This window comes from Pigmentibacter ruber (genome assembly GCF_009792895.1).
In the GTDB taxonomy this organism is placed as follows: Bacteria; Bdellovibrionota_B; Oligoflexia; order Silvanigrellales; family Silvanigrellaceae; genus Silvanigrella; species Silvanigrella rubra.
In genome coordinates this window covers 218225-231278 of record NZ_WSSC01000005.1, presented here as the reverse complement: position 1 = coordinate 231278, position 13054 = coordinate 218225, and the positions used below count along the sequence as shown (strand labels likewise).

At 29.4% G+C, this 13054-nt stretch carries 9 protein-coding genes and 1 pseudogene; 5 read left to right on the top strand and 5 right to left on the bottom strand.

The window, feature by feature from the left end:
• Positions 1–32: 32 nt before the first annotated feature.
• Complete coding sequence (gene aspA / locus GOY08_RS14720) at positions 33–1880, bottom strand: aspartate ammonia-lyase (protein ID WP_158999685.1); 1848 nt, start codon at positions 1878–1880, stop codon at positions 33–35.
• 140 nt (positions 1881–2020) lie between these two features.
• Here aspA and GOY08_RS14715 point away from each other — a divergent pair, with 140 nt between their 5' ends.
• The 4 genes from GOY08_RS14715 to GOY08_RS14700 all read left to right on the top strand — a co-directional run bounded on the left by GOY08_RS14715 (position 2021) and on the right by GOY08_RS14700 (position 6174).
• The gene (locus GOY08_RS14715; RefSeq protein ID WP_158999684.1) at positions 2021–2995 is read left to right on the top strand and encodes a hypothetical protein; all 975 of its coding nucleotides are present in this window, start codon (positions 2021–2023) and stop codon (positions 2993–2995) included.
• 126 nt (positions 2996–3121) lie between these two features.
• Entirely contained in the window at positions 3122–4150 is a 1029-nt protein-coding gene (locus tag GOY08_RS14710; RefSeq protein WP_148697668.1) for a rod shape-determining protein, read from the top strand.
• A 44-nt stretch (positions 4151–4194) separates the two neighbouring features.
• The gene (locus GOY08_RS14705) at positions 4195–4797 is read left to right on the top strand and encodes a hypothetical protein (protein ID WP_158999683.1); all 603 of its coding nucleotides are present in this window, start codon (positions 4195–4197) and stop codon (positions 4795–4797) included.
• Between the two features lie 222 nt (positions 4798–5019).
• Positions 5020–6174, top strand: coding sequence for a nucleoside hydrolase (locus GOY08_RS14700; protein ID WP_158999682.1), 1155 nt, complete (start codon positions 5020–5022; stop codon positions 6172–6174).
• A 132-nt stretch (positions 6175–6306) separates the two neighbouring features.
• Here GOY08_RS14700 and GOY08_RS15770 read toward each other — a convergent pair.
• A pseudogene (locus GOY08_RS15770) lies at positions 6307–6519 on the bottom strand (ATP-binding protein); the annotation flags it as partial.
• A 1288-nt stretch (positions 6520–7807) separates the two neighbouring features.
• Between GOY08_RS15770 and GOY08_RS14695 the strand changes: the two are divergent.
• Positions 7808–8785, top strand: coding sequence for a hypothetical protein (locus tag GOY08_RS14695; RefSeq protein ID WP_158999681.1), 978 nt, complete (start codon positions 7808–7810; stop codon positions 8783–8785).
• 327 nt (positions 8786–9112) lie between these two features.
• Here the strand turns inward: GOY08_RS14695 and GOY08_RS14690 are convergent, their stop codons facing one another.
• The 3 genes from GOY08_RS14690 to GOY08_RS14680 form a co-directional block, all read right to left on the bottom strand.
• Positions 9113–10972 carry a site-specific DNA-methyltransferase gene (locus GOY08_RS14690; RefSeq protein WP_158999680.1) on the bottom strand — a complete coding sequence of 620 codons (1860 nt, stop codon included), beginning with the start codon at positions 10970–10972 and terminating at the stop codon, positions 9113–9115.
• 34 nt (positions 10973–11006) lie between these two features.
• Positions 11007–12050: an NAD(P)-dependent alcohol dehydrogenase gene (locus tag GOY08_RS14685; RefSeq protein ID WP_158999679.1), complete on the bottom strand. Its 1044-nt coding sequence runs from the start codon at positions 12048–12050 to the stop codon at positions 11007–11009.
• A 112-nt stretch (positions 12051–12162) separates the two neighbouring features.
• On the bottom strand, positions 12163–13008 hold the full coding sequence (locus GOY08_RS14680) for a type 2 periplasmic-binding domain-containing protein (RefSeq protein ID WP_158999678.1): 846 nt from the start codon (positions 13006–13008) through the stop codon (positions 12163–12165).
• Between the last annotated feature and the right edge of the window lie 46 nt (positions 13009–13054).

The following is a 13054-nucleotide window of genomic DNA, read 5'->3' as shown; positions in this document are numbered from 1 at the left end:
CAGTATGATTTTCGGTATCTGGGGCTGTTTCTTTAGCGGGAGCTTAACATATTCTCTGGTTTTAAAGCGTCTTCTAACTGTTCTCTTGTTAACAATTTATGTTTTAGAACTAAATTAAATACACTTTCACCAGACTCAAGAGCCTCTTTTGCAATCATAGTTGAATTTTCATAGCCAATTAAAGGATTTAACGCAGTGACCAACCCTATGCTGTGTTCTACAGCTCTGCGGCAAGCTTCCTTATTTGCAGTAATTCCTTTGATACAAAGTCTGGTTAAAGTACGCATTCCTCGACTTAACATATTCACACTTTGAAAAATATTGAATACCATGACTGGCTCAAAAGCGTTTAATTGCAACTGTCCGCCTTCAGATGCCATAGTGACTGTTAGGTCATTTCCAATTACTTGAAATGCAATTTGATTCACAACCTCTGGAATTACAGGATTTACTTTTCCTGGCATAATACTGGAACCTGGTTGCATAGGTGGTAAATTGATATCACCAAATCCACAGCGCGGACCACTTGATAATAAACGCAAATCATTTGATATTTTACTTAACTTAACAGCTAAGCGCTTTAAGATCCCTGAAAAAAGAACAAATGCCCCTGTATCAGGTGTAGCTTCAATTAGATTTGGCGATGAAATCACATTTAAACCTGTAATTTCTCTTATTTTTTTAATAGCTGTCGCTGGATATTTTGGATGCGCATTGATTCCTGTTCCAATTGCAGTCCCACCTATGCTTAATTCCAAAAATAACTTTGCACCTTCACGAATACGCTCAATATCTTCACTAAGCATGACTGAAAATGCTTCAAATTCTTGCCCTAATGTCATAGGGACAGCATCTTGTAATTGGGTTCTGCCCATTTTAATTACATCTGAAAACTCTTTGGCTTTCTCAGAAAATGTTTGGCAAAGTTCTTCCAATGCTTCTATAAGATAGGGGATTGATTGCAGAGCAGCTAAACGGATAGCTGTAGGGTAGGCATCGTTAGTGGACTGTCCTAAATTAACATGGTTATTTGGGTGAATAAATTTATATTCCCCTTTTTTCTTTCCCCATAATTCTAATGCCCGATTTGCAATAACTTCATTGGCATTCATATTTGTTGAAGTTCCTGCACCTCCCTGAATCATATCCACTAGAAATTGATCGTGCCAATGTCCAGCGATTATTTCATCACAAGCCATACAAATGTAATTACAAACTTCTTGATCTAAAATTCCAATTTCACAATTTGCTAGTGCAGCTGCTTTTTTAACCTGAGATAACCCTTTGATAAAAATTGGAAAATCCCTTAAAAGAACTCCTGTAATATTAAAATTCTCAATTGCACGGAGTGTTTGAACGCCATAATAGGCTTCATCAGAAATCTCTCTATCGCCTAATAAATCGTGCTCAAGACGTTTTTTTCCGGAACTATATCCAGAATATTGAACTTTCCCCTGGCTTGCCCCTCTTGCTAATTTACTAAAAACGTATGAGCCAATATTCATTTGAATTTTACAAGAAATTTCTTGTTGTTCTTGCATTAATTTTAAAAAATGAGCTCTGGTCAGAATAATTAAATCAACATCAGTTACTGTTTGAGCTTTAGCTTTGTGGAGAGTACCTTCCTCCAATAACGCAGCCTCACCTAAAAATTGCCCAGGACCGTATATTGTAGAAGGTTCTTCAAAATCAAAGGTTTCTGCCGAAACTTCTATTCGACCTTTGACAATCAAACGAAGTCTGTCTCTAATTAATCCTGGAGAGTAAAGAGTTACATCTTTCTTAACAGACAATGTTTCTAGGTAGTTAGTTAAAATTTGCAGATCATTCTCTGATAGATTGGTAAATATAGGAAACTGCGAAATGAGAGCGATATCCATAAAAAATACTCCTCCAAATATGGATTTAGTTTGTGTTACACTTAATTTTTTGTTGTGACAATGGGAGGAAAAAGTGATACTGACAGATGGTTGATACTCTTGATAATTAGTAAAAATCTAACAAAACTGAGGTCATTTTTTTGAGTTATAGAGAAACCGAGATTAACTTTGCTATATGGCTTTATCCTGAGAAAAAAGACGTTTTCAGTTTTATCCTTATTTATTCTGTAGTTCTTCATGTTTTTTTTGCTTTCATACTTGAAAATTTAAATAATTCAAAAGACACAAAAGAAATAACAACAACAAGTCATCAAAATAAACCCATTCATATTCAATTTACAGACGGGAAACTACAGTCTAATTTACCAAAAAATAAACAAAAAGAAAAACATCTTTCAGAAAATATTCCGGAAAATATTGCGGGTGGAGTTTTAACTGATAAAAATCCAAACTCAAAAAGTAAAATTAACGTACCAGAAGAACTTGCTGCTAAAAACTTAAAAGCTAATTCAAATCCATTTATATCTAAACGACTTCCAAATTATAAAAAGAAAGAAATTCCTCCAACAATTGTTGATAAATCTGAAAAAAATAAAAAATCAGAGTTAGATAAATTTCTACCAAATGCAGACTCTGCTTATATTGATAATTTGAGAAAGCAATACAAACAAGAACAAAATATTGAAGGAGATAGTGGAGATATTCCCATAATGGGAGATGAATATACACCATTAAGTGAACCAAAAGTGAAAGAACGCTATTCAGTCAAAGATTTAAGCTTGTACCAATTCAGTCAGCAATTTAAAGAAAAATTTGCAGGGATTTGGAACTCAAAAGATAGAGTAGTTCCACCCACCTCTCCGCTAAGACCTGGAGATATTATTTATTATAAGCTTTATATAAATGGAAATGGTTCATTAGAGAAGTATGAGAACTTAACACAAAAAAGATTTCCACAAAAAGATTTTTTAGCTGTTGATAAAATGCTCGATGAAGTAGTATCTAAAGTTTTTCCACTTGCTTTACCAGGAAGGTTTGCAAATAACATTGTGACCGAAATAATAGCAATTCAAGTGGTAGGAAGGAATAGTCCTGTCCAATATTCGTTTCAATAGGTGAAAAAGTGTTTTAATTTTATAGAATAACCATTCTCAAAGTGATACCTTTTTTGTTATAAGCATGAATTAAACTTTGAATGCACTTTAACTGTTCATTCTCTCAATTTTCCTTAGGGAGGATCCATGTTCGATTGGTTTTTTAGACTTCTATCCCATGATTTAGCCATTGACCTTGGGACAGCAAATACACTTGTGTATGTAAAAAATAGAGGAATAGTTGCTAATGAACCCTCTGTTGTTGCTGTGCAAAGAGATTCACGTGGCTTAAGAACTGTGAAAGCAGTGGGAAGAGCAGCAAAAGAAATGCTAGGTAGAACACCAGGTACTATTGAAGCTGTTCGACCGATGAAAGATGGAGTCATTGCTGATTTTGAACTTACTGAAAAAATGCTAAGTTACTTTATTGGTGTTGCACACAATCATCGGTCACTTGTTAGACCACGGGCAGTTATTTGTATCCCTTATGGCATTACTGAAGTTGAAAAAAGAGCCGTTCGAGAATCTGCTGAATCTGCTGGATGTTCTTCTGTTTATCTCATTGAAGAACCTATGGCTGCTTCAATTGGTGCTGATTTACCAATTCATGAAGCTAGTGGAAATATGATTGTTGATATTGGTGGTGGAACAACTGAGGTTGCCGTTATTTCTTTGCTTGGAATTGTTTATTCAAAAAGTGTGCGTGTTGGCGGTGACAAAATGGATGAATCCATCGTTAATTATTTAAAACGCCGTTTTAATGTACTAATAGGTGAAAGAACAGCTGAGCAAATAAAAATAGCAATTGGTTCTGCTTATCCCGAAGAAGAAATTAGGACAATGCAAGTTAAAGGAAGAGACCTTGTTGCTGGTATCCCAAAAACAATTGAAGTAACAAGCGAAGAAATTCGTGAAGCAATGCAAGAACCTGTTAATGCAATTGTGGAAGCCGTCCGTCTGGCACTTGAAAAAACTCCACCTGAACTTGCAGCAGATATTGTTGATAAAGGAATTGTATTAGTTGGTGGTGGAGCATTGATTCGTAATTTAGATGTTTTATTACGAGAAGAAACGGGGTTACCTATAGTTGTAGCAGAAAACCCTCTTACTGCTGTTGTTTTAGGCTCTGGCCGAGTTCTTGACAATCCTGAGCTTCTCAGGGAAGTTACATTCTAAATAAAAATTCAGTTTTTATTTAGAATGTAATTGTTGAGGTTCTAATGCCATTTATTTTTACTGCCGCCCAAAGAAGATCACTTGATAGAATTTCTGGAAATTATTTAAATTTTTTGGACGAAGAATCTGATTTTACTATTTCAGATGTTTTCTCCTTAGGACTCTTACTAACACAAGCCACTCTTGCAAAAGATCGCAATAAACAACTTATTGATTATTATAAATCTGCTTATTCCATCACATGCGGAGCTTTGCATATTAAAAATCCTGAACTCTTTTTAATTCGTGTTGCTGGAAAAGATAAGGTGGAATCTTGGAACGATTTTTCTGATTTTAAAGCAGTTTGGTATCCTAAATGGTTTTCAAATCAATTAGAACTAAGAAAAAGTATTTTTCTGTTTACTAATGAAGAGCTGCAAAAAAGTACTCCTGATTTTTGGGGTGAAACCTGCTCTGATGATTTAGTAAAAAATGAACTTTTAGCTGTAAAAAGTTCATTTCAGCAAATACATATAGGCGTTTTAGCTGTTGTTCTCAAAATAGATTTTGCATTAGCAGCTTTATTAAATTGGCCTTCGCATGTACATATTCCTTGGAAAAATTTACAAGAAAATTATCATTTTCCTAGTTATCCAGGTCTTTCTTAATTTTATTTTAAAAGAGTAATTCAAGATCAATTCTTTCATGCTTAATCTGCAAAGTTAACATAATTGGTTTCTATTTTTAGCGTTAAATTTTAAATAATATATAAAATTTTTATTTTCATCTCTTAATATTAAGAATCATTTAAATGTAAAAGAGCATAGCATTTACAACTTTTTTGAGTTAAAAAAAGAAAAACACTGTAAACTTAAGAAAGGTATTTTATTATGATATCTTCAAAATATAGAAAATTTATCTACTTTCTAAATTCACTATTTATTTTTAATTTTATTTTTGCATACGAAAAAGTACCATTTCCGCTAATTATAGATACAGATGCAGCAATCGATGATTGGCCTGCAGTTTTGTATGCGCTTAATCAAAAAACTCAGTCAGATTTATTAGGAATCACAATTAGCGCTACTGGAGAAGCGCATTGCAAACCCGCACAAAAAAATATTGCAGATTTAATCTATTTGTCGGGTCGTGAAAAAGAATTTATCCCTGTTACCTGTGGAGATTCTGTACCTCTCGATGGTTTTCATACCTTTCCTAATGAATGGCGGATCACTTCTGATAGTTTATTTGGTGTTAAAATCCCTTCTAATCCTACTCCGCATATATTAACTAAGCACTCTGTAGAATGGATGCATGAAACATTAAATAATAGTAAAAAACCTATAGTTTTTTTAACAATTGGCCCCCTCACCAACGTTGGTCAATTAATTAAAAAATACCCTGATGATATTAAAAAAATAAAACGTATTTATATTATGGGTGGGGCATTGAAAGTCAAAGGAAACTTAAATGTACCAAATATTACTGAAAACTTAAAAAATAAATATGCTGAATGGAATATTTGGATAGATCCCCTTTCAGCTAAAATTGTTTTCAACTCAAGTATTCCTTTATCTATTGTTCCATTAGATGCAACTAATCAAGTAAGAGTAACTCGTGATTTTTTGAAGCAATTAAAAAGTCAAATTCATTCAAAATCCGCAAAGTTTTATGCAGATATTTTAGATAGAAATTTAGATTTTATTGATTCTGGTGAGTACTATTTTTGGGATGTTCTATCAGCAGCTAGTATGTATATGCCTTTTTGTACAGAAAAAAAAGTAAATCTCGATGTCGTCACCAAATTCGATCTTAGTAAATCTGGGGAAGAACAAATGAAAAGTTTTGGAAAAAATTTTAGTTTGGTATTTTCACAATTCGAAGGTAATATGCAAAATAGACATCCCTATGAACAAATTGAAAGCGGCAGAACAATTGAAAAAGTGGATAAAGATAAAAAATTAGAGCATGAGATATGTTTCAAAGTAGATGGGGATGTATTTAAAGATCACTTTATTAAGGCTTTGAATAATTCGAAGGAGTAGTTTTTTATTTTTTCATATAATATAGATACATTATGATTTTATAAAAAATAGGCCTCATTGTAGAAATTAATTTCTTTTCTAACAAACAGAAATAATTTAAAATGTTAAATTGTTATTTTAAGCACTTTAAATCTAACATTTTTGATAATCAGGACCATCTGACTTTGGTTTTTCTTTTGGCTTGTTTATTTTAATGGTAAGCGGGATAGGAAAGTTAGCTCCAAGAATTACTGCTTCTCCTTGCTTTAAATTTGGTTAAAATGAAGACACTGCTCTATCAATTTCACCACAAGCACGTTTAACTCCTTCACGATTACGGTCGTTAGTAAGCCTATGGACAATTATTACGAAAACTGGTCGAGTAGTAAATTCATTATTTCTAGCTCGAATTAAAAAACTTCTACCCAATAGCTATCTGATATTTTGATTATTTACTTCAGAAAAAAGATTGCATTTTTCATTTCTACATTTATTTGAATACAATAAAGTTCAGTATCAAATCTCCCCCTATTTCAAAAAAAATCTATTAATTCAAATTTAAAATTACATTAAATAATTATTGTTTTTTTAAAATTTCACAAATTAATAAATTTGATGAAAATTAATCCTATTTTTGATTTTCAGCTTCTTTTTGGAGAAAAAATGGAAAATTTTTTTAAAAGTGTTAATTTGTAACTAGTACGTAATAAATTACAGGTTTTCAAAATGAACAACAATAACCCTTCAAACAAATTGAAAATAATAAAGATAATTATTACTAATACTTATTTATAAAATTTATTGTTGTTTTTGTTATAATTTCTTGTGTTTATTTTTACGTTAAATCATTTAAATAAATTCATGATAACAATTTTTTCTATAAATTACTTATAGCACTATGACCACTATTTTTTGGTCAATTGATGCTTATTTTCTTTATAAAAGAAGAAAAGTTGTAGACCTAAAAAATCAATGAATAACTCTAAAAGAAAGAAGTAATGAATTATTGCCTATAAAAAACCAAAAATAACAACATTGATAATTTGAAAAAATTTGCTATTTCTAATATACTTGTTTATATATTTATGTTAATTTTAACAATTATTTACTCTGTTTTTTTTATTACAAGCAGAGATCTTCCTGCTATTACTTTGACTTTAATTATAAGTATTGGCACACCATTTAAATTTTTATTTTCACCTTAAAATAGTTAAAAATATATACTATTTATATTCAAATTTAAATCAAAATTTTTATTTGCAATCAATTTAAAATCAAATATATTTAAATAATGTTTTAAATACAATTTTTCATGTATCAGTACCGCAAAGCAGTCAGCGCAAGAATTTTTCTTCTTACCAGTTGTTTTAGATCAAATAAACGCTTTATCTAAATAACATAATTTGAATTAGAAATCTTTTCAGTTCTTAATTTAAATAATACTTATAAGCAATTTTTCACTCTAATCACTTAGCTAAATTTGATTTTAAATTATCGTTATATTTATCTAATATTATATTTTTTTTATAAATATATCTTATCTTAAAATTTCACTTAGTCTAATATTTTCTTGACAAAATAGATTACAAATGAAATATATTTTCTTCTGAACAAAAAGAATTTATTGAATTCTTATCAAAATTAAGGGCTTACAATGAAAAAAACCATATTTTTAACATCTACTTTTGCATTAGCATCATCTGCTTATGCCGAAAATATAAGAGATATTAGTGGAGAACCCGTTGTTTCTCATGAAAAATATATTCTAAAAACAACGACGGATTTTGTTATCTATCCTAAAGATGGGTTTATTGTAAAATCAAATAACGATATAGAAGCAGCTGCAGTGGAAATTAAAACTGAAAATCAGACTGAGCATAAAAAATCACTTCAAGCTTCCGATAATTTTGAAATATTGTTTTTTAATAAGGACAATAATAATTCTTTAGGAAAATTAATAAACAGAGCTCAAACTCAATTTTTAGTTCTTGAGAATAATATTGATTTAAATCCTTCATTATTTAATTTAATTAAAACTAACGATAATAACAACACTTATTTTCTTGTAAATAAAGAAAATGGCTACTACTTATCTTGTGAAAATTTCCTTAATCCACAGTTATGTTTTATTGTCGAAAAAAATCCAGGAACAGAGCAAATATTAACTAAAATTAAATTTGTAAAAATTTCTCCAACTGCAGAAAATTCTGGGAAAACAAAAAATTATTTAGATGAAATTAGTTCTGAATTAGCAACTCAAGAAGCAAAAATTCGGGAAGAGTTGGCTAATTTGGATTCTCAATTCAGAGCATTAACAACTGAAAAACAACTACAAATTTTTCTTAGTAAATTAAATTCATTCAAAATAAAAAGCGATAAAGAACTAGTAAAATTTGATTCTGAAAAAATACAACCATTACTCAATGATCTAAATAAAGAATATAATAAAATTATTACTCAAATTGATGAAAAAATTAAAGCAGATCGTGCCGCACAGCGCATAAAAGAAGAAGCTGATCGTACCGCACAGCGCATAAAAGAAGAAGCTGATCGTACCGCGCAACGCATAAAAGAAGAGACCGAGCGCATTGCTAATCAAGCAAGAAATGTTTTTAGCAGGTGGGGGTTTTAATTTGTAATTGAATTCTTATTTTGTCTCCTGCCACAAGAAAAATACAAGAACAAAATAAGTTTTTTATAAATAACAAATCTCCTTATCAGTCCTATTAAGCCACATTAACAATTTTACTGCCAAATGAATGTCTAGCTTTAAAAATTATATCGCTCTTTCTGAATTTCTTAGGAAGAGGGATTCTTACCAAAAAACATGCATGTTCTTTTTCTAAATACACCTTCTAAACTTTTACCGACATACTTATTTTTTAGTTTGACTATTATTGCTAATTTTTAAGGATATTCAATAAATAAAAATTAAATATTAAAACTATTTTCAATTATTCTAATCTTCATAAAATTTAACATTATATAAATAAACTATTTTTTCAATTAAGCTCTGCTGTAAATTAACAGAATGTACTGGAAAAATAACTACCTTATTCCAAGAACTATATTTTTCATAAATATTTTTTATAATTTTTTGAGAATTTTCTATAATTTTTTCACCATAAAATATTAAAAGTACTTTATTAGTATATTCATCGATAACTAAAAAAATATCATTATTTATGTAAGCAGAATCCATAGAAACTTTAAATTCTAACGATAATTTTTCTAAAAATACAATATCCCAGATTAATCTTTTATGATCAAAAATTTTATTAACTTGAAAATTCCCTTTTTTATTTATGATTTCCTTGTAGTTAAACAATTTAAATAATTTCTGTTCCACAAGTTTAAAGCACTTAAATCCTAAATTATCAATATTTTTAATTTTACTATTTTCTTTTAATATTTTTTCTATAGCTCTTTTATTTCTTTCAACAGCCAATTCAAATATAGAATTAAAATTAAATTTACTTTTTAATTGCGCATTTTTTTCAGAATTTTGAATTGATATAGAATTCAATTTATAATTCCCAGTTGCATTCATTTTTAAGACAGAATGCAAAGTTGATCCAGACCCTGCAAAAAAATCTAAAATATAATCATTCTCTTTTAATTGTACTGATTTTAATAAATATTCTATTAGTCCTGTAGGTTTTGGATTGTTAAAAATGCCTTTTTGATTATTAAAAAGAAATTTTAATTCCTCAGACCCTTTTTCATTATAACACTCAGAGTTGTCCAAAAAATCATTCATAACAGATTTCTTCAATAATTCGGCTTGGAGCACACGTCTTCTAAATCCATTATTTTTAGTAATAAAAATGGACGAATTTAAAATGTTTTGATTTATTCTCCAAGGTCCTTTTACTTTGATTGCTTTATCTAAAACGCCTTTTTTAATTATCATATCATTCAACAATTCAAAATGAATACTTCGAGTTTTATATATCCCAGCCTTATAAATTCCATCTGCACATTTGGCAATAGTACCTTTTTGTATTTCTCGAATTGAAATTTTATTTCCTTCATTAAAAACAGGTCTAGTTACTTCAGTATTTGTTTGATTACCCAAAAATGGAAGTTTAGGATTTTTAGAATAAATTACAATATAGTCAAATAAATCTGACATACATTTTGAAAGAAAAGTATTTTTTCTAGCAGCTCTTCTTTTAATTGTCCCACAAAAATTTCCAGCACCAAAAATTTCATCAAGTAAAATTCTTAAATTATGAATTTCGTTGTCATCAATTGAAACAAAAATAACACCATCTGTGGTTAGTAAATTTTTTGCTAGTATCAACCTAGGATATATCATACTTAACCAATTATCATGGTAATTATTTATTTTATTATTTTTCTCAAACTTATAATTTATTTTTTTTGATATTTTTTTCTTTTTAACTTGAAAATTATCATTATATATAAATATCTGGCCTGTATTATAAGGAGGATCTATGTAAATAACTCTAATTTTATTGGAATATGATGTTTGGAGTATTTTTAGAACTTCTAAATTATCCCCTTCGATAAGAAAATGTTTCGCGTTATTATCATTAATGCCATAGTCAAATTTTGGAATTATTACTTTATCTATATTTAATTTTAAAGAATTCAAACAATTTTCTTTTTCACTCCAATTTAATTGATAATTATTTTTTTCATTTATTATAACCTGTAGCAGATAGGCATAATTAATTTCATTTTCTTTAGTAAATATATTGGGATATAATTCTTTTAAAATATCTTTATAATTGTTTTCTAATTCTTTTTTTTTTATGCAAGGTGGTATATTTGGTATTAAATTTTCTTCCATCAAAAACCTTTTTAATGTTTTATGATTTTTTTGATTAGAAAGATTTTAAATCAATGACAAAGCGATATTTAACATCACTCTTAACAACTCTTTCATAGGCTTCATTAATTTTTTCTGCTGATATCACTTCAACTTCTGCTGTAATATTATGTTTTCCACAAAAATCTAACATTTCTTGAGTTTCTTTAATTCCTCCAATTAAAGATCCAGCAAGTCGTCTTCTTTTAATAATCATAGAAAACATATTTAAAGTATTAGGTTTATCCGGAGCACCAACTTGAACCATAGTCCCATCTCTTTTCAATAAAAATAGAAAATTCGTTAAATCAAGATTTGCTGAGACAGTATTGACTATAAAATCAAATGTATTCATTTCTTTTTGCATTTGTTCAGAAATTGTCGAATTTATATAACCTTTCGCTCCAAATTTTTTTGCATCTTCTTTTTTATTTTCAGAATGGCTAATAACAAAGACATCTGCTCCCATTGCGACTGCAATTTTAACAGCCATGTGACCAAGTCCTCCCATTCCAATCACTCCAACTCTATTTCCCTTTGTTACTTTCCAATTACTTAAGGGAGAATATGTTGTTATTCCTGCGCATAAAAGAGGAGCTGCTTTATCAAGTGGGAGGTTACTTGGAATTCTTAACACAAAATCTTCATTAACTACAACATGCTTTGCATAGCCACCATAAATAGGTAAACCAGTATCTCTAAATTTATCATTGTAAGTTAATGTAGCTCCTTTTTCACAATATTGCTCTAAATTTTCCGAGCAAGAAGAACAGTCCTTACAAGAATTTATCATACAACCAACGCCGACAGTATCACCGACTTTAAATTTATTTACAGCTGAACCAACTTTAGTTACTTTACCAGTTATTTCATGACCTGGAACCATAGGAAAAATACCTGGGCTCCATTCATCACGCACTTGATGAATATCCGAGTGACAAATCCCACAATAAAACACTTCAATTTGCACATCAGTTGCTGTTAAATCCCGTAACTCAAATTGAAAATGGCGCAAAGGTTCTTTTGGCTTCATTGCAGCATAAGCATCAACTAGATTCATAAATTCTCCTTGCATTGTAACTAAACTAATTCATTTAGGTTACTAGCATAAGAATAAAAATAATTCAATGATTTCAATTATTAATATATAAGTTATTTTTATTTAAAAAAATTTATTGATTACTGTAGTATTTTGAGATCAGATTTGAAATTAATTCTTTATTATTATACACATTTCTAATTTCATTCCATAAACTCAAACGATACTGCTTAGGAAAAGCTGATTTTTTTGCAAATGGAATATAATATGATTTTTGAACATAAAATTTCTTATGTATTTTTAGTTGTTCAGATAGCTTTTGAAATTTTTTTAGATCAAGAATATAAGCAAAATGAGTAATGACACTCCCTTGTTTATCTCTAAGAAGTTTTTGTAAATTTATCATATCACTTTTACTAACTTCTAAATCGTTTTTAAAAATATCTTCAAGATCTGAAACAATAGAATAACCTCTTGCCACTCGCACTGGCCTAGGAAGTAACTTGACATCTCCTTTATATTCAAACGGATTTGATTTAAGGGTCACAACAACATATCCGGAGCATGCAATTTTATATAGAGATGCGCAAGGCCGTCCTTCTTTTCCACCTGCATCTGGTGGATAGTCTAGATACTTTGCTCGTTCTTCCTTAAATGATGCAATCAATGCGGCATCCATTTCGCCCTTTTCAAGTAAAAATAAGCATCTACTCCAAGGCATATAGTCAATTTTTAGATTTACATCTAATTTTTTTTTCATATTACTAACAGCTTGTTTCAAAATATCTATACTTACATTTGTATTAGGTGCACTAGGATCTTCAAGTCTTATATCATTTGCGCAGATTTTTAATTCAATAGCAGAAGAATTATGTTGAACAAAAAGAAAAAAAACAGAAAAGAAAAGTATATATTTAAAAAAAACAACATTCTTTGTTAGACTAATGATATTGATTTTTCTAGTGATGTAAGTAAACATAAAAATCCAAGTTACTATATTTCCTAATAATAGTTAAAATTCAATA

What these genes read in the sequence shown, in the direction of transcription:
- GOY08_RS14710 (WP_148697668.1), top strand. Translation starts at nt 3,122, where the DNA reads ATGTTCGATTGGTTTTTTAGACTTCTATCCCATGATTTAGCCATTGAC.
- GOY08_RS14700 (WP_158999682.1), top strand. Translation starts at nt 5,020, where the DNA reads ATGATATCTTCAAAATATAGAAAATTTATCTACTTTCTAAATTCACTA.
- GOY08_RS14680 (WP_158999678.1), bottom strand. Translation starts at nt 13,008, where the DNA reads ATGTTTACTTACATCACTAGAAAAATCAATATCATTAGTCTAACAAAG.
- GOY08_RS14705 (WP_158999683.1), top strand. Translation starts at nt 4,195, where the DNA reads ATGCCATTTATTTTTACTGCCGCCCAAAGAAGATCACTTGATAGAATT.
- GOY08_RS14690 (WP_158999680.1), bottom strand. Translation starts at nt 10,972, where the DNA reads ATGGAAGAAAATTTAATACCAAATATACCACCTTGCATAAAAAAAAAA.
- GOY08_RS14685 (WP_158999679.1), bottom strand. Translation starts at nt 12,050, where the DNA reads ATGAATCTAGTTGATGCTTATGCTGCAATGAAGCCAAAAGAACCTTTG.
- GOY08_RS14695 (WP_158999681.1), top strand. Translation starts at nt 7,808, where the DNA reads ATGAAAAAAACCATATTTTTAACATCTACTTTTGCATTAGCATCATCT.
- aspA (WP_158999685.1), bottom strand. Translation starts at nt 1,880, where the DNA reads ATGGATATCGCTCTCATTTCGCAGTTTCCTATATTTACCAATCTATCA.